This window comes from Pseudomonas sp. 05N431 (assembly GCF_056397005.1).
Map to the genome: position 1 here is coordinate 577356 of NZ_JBFTMN010000001.1, position 16100 is coordinate 593455.

20 protein-coding genes are annotated in these 16100 nt (G+C 59.3%); 10 read left to right on the forward strand and 10 right to left on the reverse strand.

Annotation, left to right across the window (positions count from 1 at the left end; genetic code table 11):
- Nucleotides 1–27 precede the first annotated feature (27 nt).
- From AC1DIG_RS02630 to AC1DIG_RS02640, 3 genes are all read right to left on the reverse strand, one after another.
- A complete protein-coding gene (locus AC1DIG_RS02630) occupies nucleotides 28–219 on the reverse strand; it encodes an SPOR domain-containing protein (RefSeq protein WP_477766011.1) in 192 nt (63 codons plus the stop codon).
- Nucleotides 220–440: 221 nt separating this feature from the next.
- Nucleotides 441–1034, reverse strand: a complete 594-nt coding sequence (locus AC1DIG_RS02635; protein ID WP_477766012.1) for an NUDIX domain-containing protein — start codon at nucleotides 1032–1034, stop codon at nucleotides 441–443.
- Between the two features lie 154 nt (nucleotides 1035–1188).
- Complete coding sequence (locus AC1DIG_RS02640; protein ID WP_477766013.1) at nucleotides 1189–1824, reverse strand: lytic polysaccharide monooxygenase auxiliary activity family 9 protein; 636 nt, start codon at nucleotides 1822–1824, stop codon at nucleotides 1189–1191.
- A gap of 311 nt (nucleotides 1825–2135) precedes the next feature.
- Between AC1DIG_RS02640 and AC1DIG_RS02645 the strand changes: the two genes are divergently transcribed.
- Nucleotides 2136–2579: a GNAT family N-acetyltransferase gene (locus AC1DIG_RS02645; RefSeq protein ID WP_477766014.1), complete on the forward strand. Its 444-nt coding sequence runs from the start codon at nucleotides 2136–2138 to the stop codon at nucleotides 2577–2579.
- An 11-nt stretch (nucleotides 2580–2590) separates the two neighbouring features.
- Here AC1DIG_RS02645 and AC1DIG_RS02650 read toward each other — a convergent pair whose 3' ends face one another.
- Entirely contained in the window at nucleotides 2591–2929 is a 339-nt protein-coding gene (locus AC1DIG_RS02650; RefSeq protein ID WP_019689855.1) for a hypothetical protein, read from the reverse strand.
- A 198-nt stretch (nucleotides 2930–3127) separates the two neighbouring features.
- On the opposite strand from AC1DIG_RS02650, the gene AC1DIG_RS02655 reads away from it, so the two are divergent.
- The 9 genes from AC1DIG_RS02655 to AC1DIG_RS02695 all read left to right on the forward strand — a co-directional run bounded on the left by AC1DIG_RS02655 (nucleotide 3128) and on the right by AC1DIG_RS02695 (nucleotide 8022).
- Nucleotides 3128–3376: a hypothetical protein gene (locus AC1DIG_RS02655; protein ID WP_477766015.1), complete on the forward strand. Its 249-nt coding sequence runs from the start codon at nucleotides 3128–3130 to the stop codon at nucleotides 3374–3376.
- Between the two features lie 59 nt (nucleotides 3377–3435).
- Nucleotides 3436–3765: a DUF6388 family protein gene (locus AC1DIG_RS02660; RefSeq protein WP_477766016.1), complete on the forward strand. Its 330-nt coding sequence runs from the start codon at nucleotides 3436–3438 to the stop codon at nucleotides 3763–3765.
- A 3-nt stretch (nucleotides 3766–3768) separates the two neighbouring features.
- A complete protein-coding gene (locus AC1DIG_RS02665; protein WP_477766017.1) occupies nucleotides 3769–4473 on the forward strand; it encodes a YoaK family protein in 705 nt (234 codons plus the stop codon).
- 65 nt (nucleotides 4474–4538) lie between these two features.
- Nucleotides 4539–4931: a sulfurtransferase complex subunit TusD gene (tusD, locus tag AC1DIG_RS02670; protein ID WP_477766018.1), complete on the forward strand. Its 393-nt coding sequence runs from the start codon at nucleotides 4539–4541 to the stop codon at nucleotides 4929–4931.
- A gap of 3 nt (nucleotides 4932–4934) precedes the next feature.
- Nucleotides 4935–5297, forward strand: a complete 363-nt coding sequence (gene tusC / locus AC1DIG_RS02675; protein WP_477766019.1) for a sulfurtransferase complex subunit TusC — start codon at nucleotides 4935–4937, stop codon at nucleotides 5295–5297.
- Entirely contained in the window at nucleotides 5297–5596 is a 300-nt protein-coding gene (tusB, locus tag AC1DIG_RS02680; RefSeq protein ID WP_477766020.1) for a sulfurtransferase complex subunit TusB, read from the forward strand. Before tusC ends, tusB begins: the two co-directional genes overlap by 1 nt.
- Nucleotides 5593–5928 carry a TusE/DsrC/DsvC family sulfur relay protein gene (locus AC1DIG_RS02685; protein ID WP_477766021.1) on the forward strand — a complete coding sequence of 112 codons (336 nt, stop codon included), beginning with the start codon at nucleotides 5593–5595 and terminating at the stop codon, nucleotides 5926–5928. Before tusB ends, AC1DIG_RS02685 begins: the two co-directional genes overlap by 4 nt.
- 14 nt (nucleotides 5929–5942) lie before the next feature.
- Nucleotides 5943–6926 carry a glycosyl transferase family protein gene (locus tag AC1DIG_RS02690; protein WP_477766078.1) on the forward strand — a complete coding sequence of 328 codons (984 nt, stop codon included), beginning with the start codon at nucleotides 5943–5945 and terminating at the stop codon, nucleotides 6924–6926.
- 88 nt (nucleotides 6927–7014) lie between these two features.
- The gene (locus tag AC1DIG_RS02695; RefSeq protein WP_477766022.1) at nucleotides 7015–8022 is read left to right on the forward strand and encodes a glutathione S-transferase family protein; all 1008 of its coding nucleotides are present in this window, start codon (nucleotides 7015–7017) and stop codon (nucleotides 8020–8022) included.
- A gap of 139 nt (nucleotides 8023–8161) precedes the next feature.
- Here the strand turns inward: AC1DIG_RS02695 and cysG are convergent, their stop codons facing one another.
- From cysG to ftsK, 6 genes are all read right to left on the reverse strand, one after another.
- On the reverse strand, nucleotides 8162–9556 hold the full coding sequence (cysG, locus tag AC1DIG_RS02700; RefSeq protein WP_477766023.1) for a siroheme synthase CysG: 1395 nt from the start codon (nucleotides 9554–9556) through the stop codon (nucleotides 8162–8164).
- Nucleotides 9557–10837, reverse strand: coding sequence for a serine--tRNA ligase (gene serS, locus AC1DIG_RS02705; protein ID WP_477766024.1), 1281 nt, complete (start codon nucleotides 10835–10837; stop codon nucleotides 9557–9559).
- 16 nt (nucleotides 10838–10853) lie between these two features.
- Nucleotides 10854–11228: a fluoride efflux transporter CrcB gene (crcB, locus tag AC1DIG_RS02710; RefSeq protein WP_477766025.1), complete on the reverse strand. Its 375-nt coding sequence runs from the start codon at nucleotides 11226–11228 to the stop codon at nucleotides 10854–10856.
- Nucleotides 11225–12550 carry a replication-associated recombination protein A gene (locus AC1DIG_RS02715; RefSeq protein WP_020723510.1) on the reverse strand — a complete coding sequence of 442 codons (1326 nt, stop codon included), beginning with the start codon at nucleotides 12548–12550 and terminating at the stop codon, nucleotides 11225–11227. Before AC1DIG_RS02715 ends, crcB begins: the two co-directional genes overlap by 4 nt.
- 165 nt (nucleotides 12551–12715) lie before the next feature.
- Nucleotides 12716–13339: an outer membrane lipoprotein periplasmic chaperone LolA gene (lolA, locus tag AC1DIG_RS02720; RefSeq protein WP_019689841.1), complete on the reverse strand. Its 624-nt coding sequence runs from the start codon at nucleotides 13337–13339 to the stop codon at nucleotides 12716–12718.
- A 58-nt stretch (nucleotides 13340–13397) separates the two neighbouring features.
- A complete protein-coding gene (gene ftsK / locus AC1DIG_RS02725; protein ID WP_477766026.1) occupies nucleotides 13398–15803 on the reverse strand; it encodes a DNA translocase FtsK in 2406 nt (801 codons plus the stop codon).
- Between the last annotated feature and the right edge of the window lie 297 nt (nucleotides 15804–16100).

Genomic DNA, 16100 nt, shown 5'->3' on the forward strand with positions numbered 1-16100 from the left:
GCCGACACACTCATCCAGATGCTCGCCTCACTGTGTATTGGAAACGGGTTTCGTTCTGGATGCACGGGCAGGCAACGATGCGGCGTAAGCCAGCGCTTCTTCTCGGCTGCCAAAGGACCCGAGCCGGTCGTTACGGGTACAGACCTTCCAGAGACCGCTGTTGACGCTGACCACTTGATAACCGTTCATCTGCATTTTGCTAAGCATCGGAGCACTCATAGTCACCTCCATTCAAGTACAGACAGGTCCGGACCTAACTTACACCCGGTTTGGCGTTCTGTGGGCTGAATAGGTCGAACGGTCGAACGGCCCGGCATGACATATGAAACATCTTTCACAGTGATTTCGACGCTGAACGCTTATATTCCTCGCCGCTCATTCAAGAAACATTCGGCCCGCCTCCTCCCGCGGGCTTTTTTTTGCCCAGCAGAAACGCCGGTCTACACCGTCGCAAAAAGATCCTTCATCGCCGCGTACTGCAGCAGCATGATGGTTTTCGCGTCGACGATCTGCCCACTGTAAAACGCCTCGAGTGCCTCATCGAACTTCAACTCCAGCACCTCAAGGTCTTCAGTTTCCGCCTCCAACCCACCCCCCGATCCGACGCGTGAAGCAGCATCATATTCAGCCACAAAAAAATGCAGCTTCTCGGTCACCGACCCCGGGCTCATGTAAGCCTCGAATACTTTCTGCACATCGTGAACGCGATAGCCGGTTTCCTCCTCGGCTTCGGCGCGAATGCGCTCCTGCGGCGAGGCGCCTTCCAGCAACCCTGCTGCCACTTCAAGCAGCAAGCCGTCATGACCGTTGACGAAGACCGGCAACCTGAACTGGCGGGTCAGTACGATGGTTTTTTGCGCACGGTTGAACAGCAGAATGGCGGCACCATTGCCTCGGTCGTAGACCTCACGGGTTTGGCGCTGCCAAACGCCGTTGTTGCGCAGGTAATCGAAGGTAATTTTCTTCAGCAGGTACCAGTCGTGGGACAACACCTTGGACTCAATGATGTTGACGCGCTCGGCCGTATTCGACATGACAATCCATCCTGTTTGTTGTCAGAGGGCGCCATGGTATTCCATCAGCGTGACGGCCGCAGCGACGGCTGAAACCAAAAAAGCCCGGCAGCGCTACCGGGCTTTCGGCTCTAATCCTTTAGAACCTGTTTGCTTTCACTCGGCGAGCGAGGCCTTACTTGAAGTCCACGTCGAAGGCTTGATAGAACGCATTGCCGGTGTTGGCGACAATCCACAGCAGCACAATGACGTGATGGCCTTTCTTGCCTGCTGGCAACTTCACTTCATGCTCGACTTTGGCTTTGAGCTCGCTGCTGTGCGCGTAATAAGGCACCTGGGTGTAGAAGTCTTCCGCGAACGGTTTGGCCTCGAGTTGCGCACGGCTGATGCGCTGTTTCGGGTCCCAGCCATCCTTGGTGATGAACCAGCTGTAGCCGCGGGTGGTATGAGGCGCGGTGTACTGCCAGGTGACATGAAAGGTCTGGCCCGGGTTCACGTTCAGCAGTGGCCAGGTAAATGGGCGGTTGAGCTTTTTGCTCATTTCCTCGTTGGTGAAGTTGATGCAATCACGAGCATCAGTCTTGCCGCCGCTGAGAATAAAACCATCAGCCGGTGGTGCGACGCTGTCGCTGTCCGTCTGATACGGTGCGGGGAAAGGTCCGGCGGTCAGTGACGGGAAGTTCTTCCCGCCTTCCATTTCGTTGACCTGCCATCCTTCCAGGAGACCGACCTCCATGGCGACAGAGCCGCGGCTGGCAGGGGTAGTGACACGACCATGTTTGAGTTGCGGTTGGGTTTGTGGCTTGTTCATTTTTTCACTCCGTTGATTAAGAACGTTCCTTCCTGAGGAACGCTTTCAACCTAACCGAATGACAGGTGAAGTCCACGGGCGCTTTTTTCGCGTTTCGGTCGCGTTTTTGAGCCGGACTCAATAAATACTGGCTATCCATACAGTTAAATGTACTAATTCCTACGTATAGACTGGCAAAAGTACTACAACACAACCCCGCAATCGGAACGATTCACATCAAGACAGTTGCGCATCACAGCCATTCACTTCGTTAACAACACGCGGTAGTCTCGGTATCGATTGCTCCCAATACCGTTACAAGGACGTCACGAATGAAACTGCGCATCGAGCTGTCGCAAAACCCCCTACCCGAAGAACGCCAGGCGATTATCAACCCCCTGCGCGCCTACAACATCGCCCATGCCGGCGAAGGTCACTACCAGGAAATTGCCCTGCTGGTTCGCAATGAACAGAGCGACGAAATCCTCGGCGGGCTCTACGCAAAACTGTTTTACCAATGGATGTTCATCGACTTGTTGTCGGTGCCTGAACAGGCACGCGGCCAGGGCACCGGCTCACGGCTGATGCAGATGGCCGAAGAGCTGGCACGGGAGAAGAACTGCATCGGGATTTACCTCGACACCTTCGAATTCCAGGCACCGGAGTTTTACAAGAAGCTGGGGTTTACCGAGATTGGGCAGATTGCCGATTACCCGCCGGGCAGCAAGCGCTTCTTTTTTCAGAAACGCCTGACGGCCGCTGAGCCAAACACCTGACGCTCACTGACTCACAGACAGGTTGCCAGTGCTGCCAGTCGGCGCTTGGCAACCCAGTTGTCCTGAGTGGCGTAGTACTTCAATGCGCCGCCTTGCACGTCGATGAAGGACTCGGCCGAACGGGTGTAAACGGTGAAACCGCCGGTTTCGCCAGGTTGCAGGTAACCACTGGCGTCGACACCGAACACCGCCTCATCCTGCCAGGCAAACTGCACACATTGGGCGACGACCAGGTCAGGCTTGTTCGAGGCGAGCGTCTTGTAGGGGCTCTGGGAGCGCGCTTCTTTCATCGTCGATCCCGCGCAACCCGCCAGCAACACGCCAGCCAGCGCCACCATCAAAATACGCATTGTGTTTCCTTATTCGCAAAACGCTGACTGTATCACCGCAAGCGGCCGTCCCGAAGCGCCAGACTCACCAGTTCCTCATGCCTTGTCCTCGGCGCCGCTCTGCTTTACTTCATATAGAGGGCGACAGACCGTGCCGATTCGCGCACCCTGTCGCGCCATAATTGGCGCGTCGCGCCGAGCAACCTTTCTGGAAAGCCCATGACCCCCAATGCCGAACTCTACAAACCTTCCATCGACTACGCCGACAAGCTGATCAGCCAGATCGGCCAGACCCCGTCGTGGATCGCCAAACGCATTGGCGTGACCGACAAGCGCATTCGCTACATCCTCGATGGCGAAAGAACTGTCAAAGGTGAAACCACACCGATCCAGATGACCTACACCGAGCAGTTTGCGCTGGAGTGTCTGGCGGCCGAGGCCAAAGCCAACAAGAAAAAGACCTCCTGACCCGCGTCAAGGCAAACGCCCTCAAGACGCGCATACTTTCCCTTTGACAAGGACGGTCCATGGCCCCCATCGACTCGCAACACGAACTGGCGCTGCAACGATTTCTCAATGCACGACCGGCGTTACGCGAAGAACTCGATCACCTGAACCCTCTGGCCGCCCAGGCCAAAGGCGAAACCATGGCGCAGTATCGCAACGAACGGCTGCATGAGGCCTACGAGGCGGAAGCCGAGCGTCTGGGCCTGTTTGCCTGGGAGTTGACGTTGCAATTGACCGTGGCCACTGTTGAGGACTATGAAGCCCGGCGGCTGGAGGTGCACAAGGAAGTGGCGCAAATGGCCGGCATGGACTGGAAGGAATATCGCAAACTGCATGGTCTCGAGAGCTGACAAATGCTGCCATCTTCACCTAATCGCGCCCATACGCCCGGCCTGTTGCACGTGCAGAAATGGCGCGGCCGGATCGGTATGTTGCTGGTGGCCAATCTTTCAGTGCTGGCCGGCATGACCGACGCTATTGGCTTCATGGCCACCGGCGACTTCGTCTCCTTCATGAGCGGCAACACCACCCGCCTGGCGGTGGCGATCAGCAACGGTGATCTGGGCATGACCTTACGCTTGCTGGTGCTGGTCGCCATGTTTGTCGTCGGCAACGCCTTGGGCATTGTGGTCAGTCGCATGGGCGGTCGACGCGCCCTGCCATTGATGCTGAGCATCGCCACCCTGCTGTGCGCCGCGGCTGCGTGGCCATTCGAGGCTAAATACCCGGCGTTGCTGGCAGCGATCCTTGCCATGGGAATGCTCAATGCCGCTGTCGAACAGGTCAACGGCTTTCCGGTCGGGCTGACCTATGTCACAGGCGCCCTGTCACGCTTTGGTCGTGGTCTGGGACGCTGGTTGCTCGGCGAACGCCGCAATGGCTGGCGGGTGCAGCTGATCCCCTGGACCGGCATGTTTGCCGGTGCCGTCCTGGGCGCGGTGCTCGAACACCATCTCGGCCTGCAAGCCCTGTACGCCAGTGGCCTGCTGGCCGGCGTGCTCGGGGTTGTTTCGCTGAAGATTCCACGGCGTTGGCAGTTGGGCTACATGCCGCGCTGAATCGCCCTTCGCCGCACCGGCGATAAAGCTTTATCATGGCCGCAGATTTGTTGTCAGAGTTCACCATGAAGTTCGCCATTGCGCTGTTTTCCGCCGCACACGCGCCCTCCTCGCGCCGCGCCCTGCTGTTTGCCCAGGCAGCGCTGGCCGGTGGGCACGAGATCGTGCGGCTGTTTTTCTATCAGGACGGCGTTTACAACGCGTCGAGCAACGTCGTTACGCCACAGGACGAGCAGGACCTGGCGCTGCAATGGCGCACCTTCGTCAGCGAGCACCAGCTCGACGGCGTGGTCTGCATTGCCGCCGCCTTGCGCCGTGGCGTGCTGGATGAAGCAGAAGCCAGGCGTTATCAGCGCACGGCAATCAATGTCGGCGCACCGTGGGAATTGTCCGGGCTCGGGCAGTTGCACGATGCGGTGCAAGACGCCGATCGCCTGATCTGTTTTGGAGGGCCATGAAACATGCCTAAATCGTTGCTGATTATCAGCCGGCAGGCACCCTGGTCTGGCCCAAGCGCCCGTGAAGCGCTGGATATCGTACTCGCCGGCGGCGCCTTCGATTTGCCGATCGGCCTGCTGTTTCTCGATGACGGCGTGTTCCAGCTCGCCACCGGGCAGGTCGCCAAAGCCGTGCAACAAAAAGACCTCAGCGCCAACCTGCAGGCGCTTGGGTTGTTTGGTATAGAAGACCTGTATGTGTGTGGCGACAGCGCAACCGCACGCGGCCTGGTGCCGACGGCCTTGAGCCTCGACCCGTTGCAGGTGCTGGCTGCTGAGCAAATCTCGGCTGTTATTGACCGTTATGACCAAGTGATCACCCTCTGATGTCGACTTTGCATGTGTTGTCTCACTCGCCGTTTACCGATAACCGGCTGACCAGTTGCCTGCGCCTGCTCGGCGCGAGCGATGCGGTTCTGCTCAGCGGCGATGCGGTTTACGCCTTGCAACCCGGCACTGCGCCACTCAGCGCACTGCAAGCACACAGCGAAACCTTGCGCCTGTTCGTCCTCGACGAAGACGTTCAGGCCCGCGGATTGCAGGTGCCTGACTGGGTCAAAAGCGTCGACTATCCGGCCTTTGTCGAACTGTCGATTCACTACGACAAGGTCAACAGCTGGCTATGAATTCGCTCACCGTAGGCGCTCGTCACATCGATCTGGACAAGGACGGTTACCTGGTTGATCTCGGTGACTGGTCCGCCGAAGTCGCCACGGCGCTGGCTGCCGCCGAAGAACTGGAGCTGAGCCCCGAACACTGGGAAATCCTTGAGCTGCTGCGCGGCTTCTATCAGGAGTTCCAGCTGTCGCCGGCCACTCGCCCGTTGATCAAATACACCGCGCTGAAGCTGGGCCCGGACAAGGGCAACAGCCTGCACCTGAACCGATTGTTCAAAGGCACTCCCGCCAAACTTGCCGCCAAGCTGGCGGGCCTGCCCAAACCGACGAATTGTCTATGACCGATTTCGCCCCACTGATCACTGAAACACCTGCCGAACACCCTTTCGCGCAGTTCGTGCGGATTCTCGGCAAAGGCAAACGCGGCGCCCGCAGCCTGACCCGCGAAGAGGCCCGCGAGGCCATGGGCATGCTGCTCGACGACAAGGTCGAGGACACTCAACTCGGTGCCTTCCTGATGCTGCTGCGGCACAAGGAAGAAAGCCCGGAAGAGCTGGCGGGCTTCACCGAAGCCTTGCGCGAGCGGTTGAACGCGCCAGCGCTGGCGGTCGATCTGGACTGGCCGACCTACGCCGGCAAGAAACGCCACCTGCCGTGGTACCTGCTGGCGGCCAAGTGCCTGGCGCAAAACGGCGTGCGGATCCTGATGCACGGCGGTGGTGCACATACCGCCGGGCGGCTGTACAGCGAGCAATTGCTCGAGCAATTGCAGATCCCGCTGTGCCGTAACTGGCAACAAGTCGGTGAGGCGCTGGAACAAGGCAATCTGGCGTTCATCCCGCTGGGCGACTGGGCGCCGCAACTGCAACGGATGATCGACCTGCGCAACACTCTCGGCCTGCGTTCGCCGATCCACTCGCTGGCACGGATTCTCAATCCGTTGGGTGCGCGCTGCGGCCTGCAAAGCATCTTCCACCCCGGCTATCAGGGCGTACATCGCGACGCCAGTGGCTTGCTGGGCGATAACGCGATCGTGGTCAAGGGCGATGGCGGTGAGATCGAGATCAACCCGGATGCCGATAGTCACTTGTACGGCACCACTGGCGGTGAGAGCTGGGACGAGGAATGGCCGCAGCTGTCGGCGCAACGCCATGTCAAACCGGCAAGCCTCGATCCGGAACACTTGAAAGCCGTATGGCGCGGCGATGTGGTCGACAGCTACCCGCAAATGGCGCTGATTTCGACCATGGCCCTGGCCTTGCGCGGTCTCGGTACACCGCGTGATGAAGCCTTCGTCAAGGCTCAGCAGTTCTGGGATGCTCGCAACAAATCTATTTAATCGATCATAAACGCTCAACCTTTGCGCTTTTTGTTCGAAGGGATCGGAATAGACTCAACTCCAACGTTTAACGACTTTGGAGTTCAAGATGGGTTTGCTGATTGAAGGGCATTGGCGTGATCAGTGGTACGAAAGCAGCAAGGATGGCGCGTTCCAGCGCGAACAAGCGCAGCGCCGCAATTGGCTGACCGCTGACGGCAAACCTGGTCCCAGCGGTGAAGGTGGCTTCCCTGCGCAAGCCGGCCGCTATCACCTCTATGTCTCGCTCGCCTGTCCCTGGGCGCATCGCACGCTGATTCTGCGCAAGCTCAAAGGCCTGGAAAGCCTGGTCGATGTGTCGGTAGTCAGCTGGCTGATGCTGGAAAACGGCTGGACCTTCGACAAGGCCTTCGGCTCCACTGGCGACAAGCTCGACCACCTCACGTTCATGCACCAGCGCTACACCGCCGATACTGCCAACTACACCGGCCGCGTAACGGTGCCCGTGCTGTGGGACAACCAGCAAAAACGCATTGTCAGCAACGAATCGGCGGAAATCATCCGCATGTTCAACAGCGCCTTCGACGGTCTGACCGGCAACGGCCTGGACTTCTACCCGCAACCTTTGCGCGCTGAAATCGATGAGCTGAATGCACGGATTTATCCGGCGGTGAACAACGGCGTGTATCGCGCCGGGTTTGCCACCTCGCAAACGGCCTATGAAGAGGCGTTTGATGAGTTGTTCAGTGAACTCGACTGGCTGGAAAACCGGCTGGGCCAGAAGCGCTATCTGGCAGGCGAGTACCTGACCGAGGCGGACATTCGCCTGTTCACCACGCTGATTCGCTTTGATGCGGTGTATTACAGCCACTTCAAGTGCAACCTGCGGCGGATCGCCGATTACCCGAACCTGTCGAACTGGCTACGCGAGCTGTATCAGTGGCCGGGGATCAGCGACACCGTGGATTTTACCCACATCAAGGGGCACTACTACGCGAGCCATCGCACGATCAATCCAACCGGCATTGTGCCGAAGGGACCGGCGCAGGATTTCACCGTTGCCCATGATCGGGAGCGGTTGAGCGGGAAAGGGGTTTGGCGCAAGACCGAGGTTTGATCCATAGGATGTGTCGGGTTTGATGACCCCTTCGCGAGCAAGCCCGCTCCCACATTTGATCTATGTTCAGCCATGATTCTGTGGTTGAACACGGTCCAATGTGGGAGCGGGCTTGCTCGCGAAGGGCACGACGCGGTCCTTAGACTTGCGACTGGGCGCCTTCAAACCAGGCGAGCTTCTCGCGAAGTTGCACCACTTCTCCCACGATCACCAAAGTCGGCGCATGCACTTCATGCTCCGCCACCAGTTGTGGAAGGTCGGCCAGTGTGCCGGTGAAGACACGCTGATTCGGCGTCGTGCCCTGCTGGATCAATGCCGCTGGCGTGTCCGCCGAACGACCATGCCTGATCAGTTGTTCGCAGATGATCGGCAGTCCCACCAGCCCCATGTAAAACACCAGGGTTTGCGCGGGTGCGACCAAATCGCTCCACGGCAGATCCGAGGTGCCGTCCTTCAGGTGGCCGGTGATAAAACGCACCGACTGCGCGTAATCACGGTGGGTCAGCGGAATCCCGGCGTAGGCCGCGCAACCGCTGGCAGCGGTAATGCCCGGTACGACCTGGAACGGAATGCCGTGGGCCGCCAGTTCTTCGATCTCTTCGCCACCACGGCCGAAAATGAACGGATCACCGCCCTTCAACCGCACCACACGTTTGCCCTGCTTGGCCAGGTCGACCAATTGCTGGTTGATCTGGTCCTGAGGCACCGCGTGATCGGCACGTCGTTTACCGACATAAATCCGCTCGGCATCACGACGGCACAGCTCAAGAATCGCTGGCGCCACCAGACGGTCATACAACACCACATCGGCTTGCTGCATCAGCCGCAAGGCGCGGAATGTCAGTAGATCCGGATCACCCGGCCCTGCGCCTACCAGATACACCTCACCTGGAGCGTTGGGGGATTGGCCGTTGATTTTCGCCAGCAGCAAACGCTCGGCTTCAGCGCCCTGCCCGGCCAATTGACGATCCGCGATCGGCCCCTGGAACACCTCTTCCCAGAACGCCCGACGCTGCTGCACATCCGGGAACAGACCTTTGACCTGGTTGCGAAAACGCGCCGCCAACCCGGCCAGTTGGCCGTAGGTCGAGGGAATCCAGGTTTCCAGTTTGGCGCGGATCAACCGCGCCAGCACCGGCGCATCGCCGCCGCTGGAAACCGCAATCACCAACGGCGAACGGTCGACGATCGCCGGGAAGATCACGCTGCACAGGGCCGGCGCGTCCACCACGTTGACCGGCACGCAGCGCCGATGAGCATCTTTGGAAACTTGCGCATTCAGCGGTTCGTCGTCGGTAGCGGCAATGATCAGCCCGCAACCGTCGAGGTCCGACTCACGATAGCCGCGCAACACCAGCTCGCCGCCACTGTTCTGCACCAGCTCACGCAGCTGGGCTTCGATCTCAGGTGCAACGACCCGCAACAGCGCGCCGGCGTCGGCCAGCAGACGGGATTTGCGCAAGGCAATCTCCCCTCCACCGACGACCAACACACGACTGCCGCGCAGGTTGTGAAACAGCGGCAGAAATTCCATTTAGCCGATGACCTCAAGGCCGCCCATGTACGGCTTGAGCACCGCTGGCACGCGGATCGAACCGTCGGCCTGCTGATAGTTCTCCAGCACCGCCACCAGGGTACGACCGACCGCCAGGCCGGAACCGTTCAGGGTGTGGACCAGCTCGGGCTTGCCGGTTTCCGGGTTACGGAAACGTGCTTGCATGCGACGGGCCTGGAAATCGCCGCAGTTGGAGCACGACGAAATTTCACGGTATTTGCCCTGGCTCGGAACCCACACTTCCAGGTCGTACGTCTTGACCGCGCTGAAGCCCATGTCGCCGGTGCACAGCGCCAGGGTACGGTATGGCAGTTCCAGCAATTGCAGGACTTTCTCGGCGTTGGCGGTCAGGCTTTCCAGCGCTTCCATCGAAGTCGATGGCTCAACGATCTGGACCATTTCGACCTTGTCGAACTGGTGCTGACGAATCATCCCGCGGGTGTCACGGCCCGACGCACCGGCTTCGCTGCGGAAGCATGGGGTGTGGGCGACGAACTTGATCGGCAGTTGTTTGGCATCGACGATTTCGCCAGCCACGATGTTGGTCAGCGACACTTCAGCGGTCGGGATCAGGTACAGATCGGCTTCGCCTTCGCGGCTGATCTTGAACAGGTCTTCCTCGAACTTCGGCAGTTGACCGGTACCCTGCAAGGCCGGCGCCTGAACCAGATATGGCGTGTAGGCTTCTTCGTAGCCATGCTCGCTGGTGTGCAGGTTGATCATGAACTGCGCCAGTGCGCGGTGCAGGCGGGCAATCGGCCCACGCAGCAGGGAGAAACGGGCACCGGACAGCTTGGCTGCGGTTTCAAAATCCAGCCAGCCGAACTTCTCACCCAGCGCGACGTGATCCTTGATCTCGAAGTCGAAGGTGGTCGGCGTGCCCCAGCGGCGCACTTCAACGTTGCCTTCTTCGTCGGAACCAATCGGCACCGACTCGTGTGGCAGGTTAGGAATGTTCAGCAGGATCGAGTCCAGCTCGGTCTGGATCTCGTCCAGCTCGACTTTGCCGATACCGAGCTCGTTCGCCATGCGCTCGACGTCGGCCATCAACGGCGCGATGTCTTCGCCGCGCTGCTTGGCCTGACCGATGGATTTGGAGCGCGCATTACGTTCAGCCTGCAGTGCTTCGGTGCGGGTCTGGACGGTCTTGCGCTGTTCTTCCAGCGCTTCGATGCGCGCAACATCCAGGCTGAAGCCACGGGATGCCAGGCGATCCGCTACGTCCTGAAGGTTGCTACGTAACAGTTTGGAATCGAGCATGTCGGTCTCTCGTTTATCAAAGTTTGGTCAAGGATAGGCCAGCCCACGTCGCGAGCAGCCCGCCGAATACGCTGATCGCCGCATAGCCCAGGGCCAGCGGCACTTGCCCGCTTTCGAGCAAGCGCACCGTATCCAGTGAAAAGGATGAAAAAGTTGTCAGGCCGCCAAGGAAGCCCACCATCAACCCGGCACGCACCTCAATCGGCACTTCCGGGCGCAGCATAAACAGACCGTACAAAAAGCCGATCAACAGGCAGCCAATGATATTAACGGCCAGCGTAGCGGTATAGAAGTGCCGCGGCCAATTTGCGTTGATCCAGTTGCCGGTAGCGAAACGCAACAAGGTGCCAGCAACACCGCCGACGGAGACCGCAACGATCAAGGGAATCAAGGTTTTCTCCGCTGTTTGGGGCTCAGACGGTCCAGCTGCGCAAGGTGATTGAGCTTCTCGCCGATCTTCAATTCGAGGCCACGCGGTACCGGACGATAGAACGACTGCGGCTCCAGCTCCTCCGGGAAATAATCTTCACCAGCAGCGTAAGCGTCCGGTTCGTCGTGGGCATAACGGTATTCGTCGCCGTAACCGAGTTGCTTCATCAACTTGGTCGGGGCATTGCGCAAATGCAGCGGGACTTCCAGCGAGCCGTGCTCGGCAGCGCTGCGCATGGCGGCTTTGAAGCCCATATAAACGGCGTTGCTTTTCGGCGCACAGGCCAGATAGGTAATCGCTTGCGCGACCGCCAACTCGCCTTCAGGGCTGCCCAGTCGCTCCTGCACATCCCACGCCGCCAGGCACAGGCTCAAAGCGCGCGGATCGGCATTGCCGATGTCTTCGCTGGCCATGCGCACCACGCGCCGGGCCAGGTACAACGGATCGCAGCCACCATCGAGCATGCGCGCGAACCAGTACAGCGCGCCGTCCGGGTTGGAACCACGGACCGATTTGTGCAGCGCAGAAATCTGGTCGTAAAACGCTTCGCCACCCTTGTCGAAACGTCGACGGGTGTCGCCGAGCAGGCTTTGCAGCAGCTCGACGCCGATTTCCGTGCCGTCTTCGGCCAGGTCGGAGGCGTTCTCCAGCAAGTTCAGCAGACGCCGGCCGTCACCGTCAGCGGCGCTGAGCAGCATCTTGAAGCCGTCATCGCCGAGGCTCAGCTGACGCTTGCCCAGGCCGCGCTCTTCGGTCAACGCCCGCTGCACCAGTTTGTGCAGCGCAGTTTCGTCGAGACTCTTGAGCACGTAGACGCGGGCACGGGACAGCAGTGCGTTGTTCAGTTCAAAGGATGGGTTTTCGGTGGTCGCGCCAATGAAAATCAGCGTACCGTCTTCGACGTACGGCAAAAAGGCATCTTGTTGCGACTTGTTGAAGCGATGCACTTCGTCGACGAACAGAATGGTTCGACGGCCATATTGCCCGGCCTGCTGCTTGGCGACTTCCACCGCCTGGCGGATCTCCTTGACCCCGGCCAGCACCGCCGAGACCGTTTCGAAGTGCGCATCCGAGACTTCCGCGAGCAGCCGCGCCAGAGTGGTTTTACCCACGCCCGGCGGCCCCCAGAAAATCATCGAGTGCAAGGCACCCTGCTCCAGCGCCTCGCGCAACGGCTTGCCGCGGGCCAACAGGTGTTCCTGACCGACGTACTCGTCCAGGTTGGCCGCACGTAAACGGGCGGCCAAGGGCTGAGCTATCGGAGCACTGCGAAACAAGTCCATCACTACTTATGAAACCTCACTGGGTCCTGATGCCGATCAGTAAAAGTGTCAAACGCCACAATCCTTGTGGGAGCGGGCTTGCTCGCAAAAGCGGTGTGGCAGACACCTTTGATGGGACTGACACGCCCTCTTCGCGAGCAAACCCGCTCCCACCGGTCCTGCGTCTTACTCCTGGATCACGTCGGCACCCTTGGGGATGTCGAACTTGAACTTGGAGGCCGGAATCGGCTCGTTGGCCTTGACCCCGGTGAACAGGATATTGGTGCGTTGGCCGACGCTGTCGATCATCTGCATGTCATTGACCATGCCGTTGCGGAACGACAGGCGCAGGCTGTCGAACAGCGTGTCCTTGGTCTTGGGCTTGAGCGTGAAGTCGATCACGCCGCCGGCTTCCTTGGACGTGATGGCGAAGCTCTGACTGATTTTCGACACGTCACCGGACAGCAACAATGCCGGAGTCTGAGTCAGGCGCTGATCGAGGTTCTTGATGGTGACCTGCTGCAAATCAGGGTCCCACAAGGACACTTTCTTGCCATCCGATACCATCAACTGCTCTTGCGGTGCATCGGTGTGCCAGTAGAACAGGCCCGGACGCTGCAACGACATCTCGCCAGCGGTTTCCTGCAACTGAGTGCCGCTGCCGTCGAGGGTCAGCTGAGAGAAACGTGCGGTCAGGGTCTGCGACTTTTCGAGCAGTTGAGTCAGACGCGCCACGTCCTTGTCATCGGCGTGGGCCGAGAGCGTGGTTAAAGCCAGTACCGGCAGCAGCAACATGCGGATAAGACGCATGGGAGTCCTCATTGATATTCGTTTGAATGGCGTGCCGCGCGACCTCACGCGGCACTGATCAGTCGCGCATTGGGCCTGGGGCCAACACTTCGCGCGAGCCGTTGGTATTCATGGACGTCACGACCCCGGCCATTTCCATGGCTTCGATCATACGTGCAGCGCGGTTGTAGCCGATCTTCAGCTTACGCTGAACCGCAGAGATCGAGGCGCGGCGGCTTTCCAGAACGAACTGCACCGCTTCGTCATAAAGCGCATCGGTTTCGGCATCATCGTCGCCACCACCGCTGCCGCCTTCAAAGCCACTGCCCGCCTCTTCGACACCGTTGAGGATGTCGTCGTTGTACTCCGGTGCACCGCGCAGCTTCCAGGCTTCAACCACCCGGTGAACTTCGTCGTCGGAAACGAACGCGCCGTGAACCCGAATCGGCAGACTGGTGCCCGGTGGCATGTAGAGCATGTCACCGTGACCCAGCAATTGCTCGGCGCCACCCTGGTCGATGATGGTTCGCGAGTCGATCTTGCTCGATACCTGGAACGCCATACGGGTCGGAATGTTGGCCTTGATCAGACCGGTGATCACGTCCACCGACGGACGCTGGGTCGCGAGGATCAAGTGAATACCGGCCGCACGGGCTTTCTGGGCAATCCGCGCAATCAGTTCTTCAACCTTCTTGCCGACGATCATCATCATGTCGGCAAATTCGTCGACCACCACCACGATGGTTGGCAGCTTGGTCAGCAGCGGTGCTTCGTCGTGGATGCTTTCGCGGTTGTACAACGGATCTGTCAGCGGCGTACCGGCTTCCTGCGCCTCTCTGACCTTCTGGTTGAAACCGGACAGGTTACGCACGCCCATCTTCGCCATCAGCTTGTAGCGACGCTCCATCTCGGCCACGCTCCAGCGCAACGCGTTGGCGGCGTCCTTCATGTCGGTGACCACCGGGCACAGCAGGTGTGGAATGCCTTCGTAGATCGACAATTCAAGCATTTTCGGGTCGATCATGATCAGCTTGGCGTCTTCCGGGCCCGACTTGAACAGGATCGACAGAATCATTGCGTTCACGCCCACCGACTTACCGGAACCGGTGGTACCGGCTACCAGCAGGTGAGGCATTTTTGCCAGGTCGGTGATAACCGGCTTGCCGCCGATGTCATGGCCCAGGGCCAAGGTGACCGGGGACTTGGCGTCATCGTATTCCGGCGTCGACAGCACTTCGGAGAAGCGCACGATCTGACGGTCTTCGTTGGGAATCTCGATGCCGACTGTGGTCTTGCCGGGAATCACTTCCACCACCCGCACACTGGTCACTGCCAGCGAACGCGCAAGGTCTTTGGCCAGGTTGGAGATACGGCTGACTTTTACCCCGGCCGCCGGTTGAATCTCGTAACGGGTAATCACCGGGCCAGGGTGAATCGAATCCACCGAGACTTCGACGCCGAATTCCTTGAGCTTGATTTCCAGCAGGTGACCGACCGCAGCCAGCGACTCAGGCGAATAGTTGAGTTGTTTCTTTTCTGCCGGGTCGAGGATCGAGATCGGCGGCAAGGTGCCTTCGACCGCGCTGTCAACGAACAGCGGCGCCTGTTTCTCTTTTTCGACGCGCTTGCTTGGCAGCGGCGCTTTCGGCGGCGCTGGGGCAATCACCGGTGGAACCTGCTTCTCGCGCTCGGACATGTGCTTGCTCAGGGCCTGCTCACGCTCGATCAGGCGCTCCTTGACCTTGGCTTGCTCGCGTTTGTCGGGCACGGACGGTGCCACGACGTCGTGCACCCGATCGTCGACTTCACGCAATTGCGCAACCAGTTGCTTGCGCTCGGTGCGCGCAGCCCACCAGCGATTGGCGGCACCCTGGAACAATTCGAACAGGTCGAGGGTGATCTTGCCGGTGACGTCCATCACCTTGAACCACGAGAGGTCGGTGAACACGGTCAAACCGAATAGAAACAGCGCGATGAACATCAGGGTACTGCCCTGGATATTCAGCGCGTTCTTCGCCAGATCGCCGAGGCTTTCGCCCAGCGCGCCGCCAGCGCCAGCAGGCAAACCGGTTGGGGCATGGAAATGGATATGCGCCAGGGCTGCGCCCGACAGCACCAGAAACACCAGGCCGATCAGACGCCAGGAAAACAGCCAGCCGCTCCACTGCCACGGTTCGTGGCGTTGGCGGAATATCTGGTAAGTCTTGATCGCCAGCAACAGCGGGAAGATATAGGCGAAGTAACCCAGCACCATGAACAGAATATCGGCGCTGTAAGAGCCGGCCGGCCCACCGAAGTTCTGTACATCGTCGATTTTGCTGTTATGACTCCAGCCCGGATCGTCCTTGCCATAGGTCAGCAAGGCCATCATCAGGAACAGGCACAAGGCACCGATGGCGATCAGTGCACCTTCCTTGAGCCGGTAGTGCAGATGCTGACGCCAGAGTGGAACTACTGTTTTAGGTGCTGCGGTGGATTTCTTCAAAACGCGTCTTTTCCTGCGCCTGTAGCGCGTCCAACTGTTGATTGACTACAAAAAACTGCCCACTCCGGGCAGGTAACAAAGTTAACGGGCGCAACAGAGACTACTTTTAACACTCTGACATCGAAATCTGAAACCGTCGGAGATGCCGAAGACAGCGATCTTTTATAACGAACATTTCGGAACATCCTGATACAGACCGGCATTGTACGGGTTTGCCCGCACGATGCCACGCCAGAGCAGCTAAGGTGTAGCATAGCCAAAAGTACGTTGCGCGCGCTTCAATTTGAGCATGCATTC

Excerpts from the sequence above, each read along its gene's own strand:
- AC1DIG_RS02635 (WP_477766012.1), bottom strand. The coding sequence starts at position 1,034 with ATGTCGAATACGGCCGAGCGCGTCAACATCATTGAGTCCAAGGTGTTG.
- tusD (WP_477766018.1), top strand. The coding sequence starts at position 4,539 with ATGAAGTTCGCCATTGCGCTGTTTTCCGCCGCACACGCGCCCTCCTCG.
- AC1DIG_RS02660 (WP_477766016.1), top strand. The coding sequence starts at position 3,436 with ATGGCCCCCATCGACTCGCAACACGAACTGGCGCTGCAACGATTTCTC.
- AC1DIG_RS02630 (WP_477766011.1), bottom strand. The coding sequence starts at position 219 with ATGAGTGCTCCGATGCTTAGCAAAATGCAGATGAACGGTTATCAAGTG.
- AC1DIG_RS02650 (WP_019689855.1), bottom strand. The coding sequence starts at position 2,929 with ATGCGTATTTTGATGGTGGCGCTGGCTGGCGTGTTGCTGGCGGGTTGC.
- cysG (WP_477766023.1), bottom strand. The coding sequence starts at position 9,556 with ATGGAATTTCTGCCGCTGTTTCACAACCTGCGCGGCAGTCGTGTGTTG.
- AC1DIG_RS02685 (WP_477766021.1), top strand. The coding sequence starts at position 5,593 with ATGAATTCGCTCACCGTAGGCGCTCGTCACATCGATCTGGACAAGGAC.
- AC1DIG_RS02695 (WP_477766022.1), top strand. The coding sequence starts at position 7,015 with ATGGGTTTGCTGATTGAAGGGCATTGGCGTGATCAGTGGTACGAAAGC.
- serS (WP_477766024.1), bottom strand. The coding sequence starts at position 10,837 with ATGCTCGATTCCAAACTGTTACGTAGCAACCTTCAGGACGTAGCGGAT.
- AC1DIG_RS02715 (WP_020723510.1), bottom strand. The coding sequence starts at position 12,550 with ATGGACTTGTTTCGCAGTGCTCCGATAGCTCAGCCCTTGGCCGCCCGT.
- AC1DIG_RS02665 (WP_477766017.1), top strand. The coding sequence starts at position 3,769 with ATGCTGCCATCTTCACCTAATCGCGCCCATACGCCCGGCCTGTTGCAC.
- tusB (WP_477766020.1), top strand. The coding sequence starts at position 5,297 with ATGTCGACTTTGCATGTGTTGTCTCACTCGCCGTTTACCGATAACCGG.
- AC1DIG_RS02640 (WP_477766013.1), bottom strand. The coding sequence starts at position 1,824 with ATGAACAAGCCACAAACCCAACCGCAACTCAAACATGGTCGTGTCACT.
- lolA (WP_019689841.1), bottom strand. The coding sequence starts at position 13,339 with ATGCGTCTTATCCGCATGTTGCTGCTGCCGGTACTGGCTTTAACCACG.
- tusC (WP_477766019.1), top strand. The coding sequence starts at position 4,935 with ATGCCTAAATCGTTGCTGATTATCAGCCGGCAGGCACCCTGGTCTGGC.
- AC1DIG_RS02645 (WP_477766014.1), top strand. The coding sequence starts at position 2,136 with ATGAAACTGCGCATCGAGCTGTCGCAAAACCCCCTACCCGAAGAACGC.
- AC1DIG_RS02655 (WP_477766015.1), top strand. The coding sequence starts at position 3,128 with ATGACCCCCAATGCCGAACTCTACAAACCTTCCATCGACTACGCCGAC.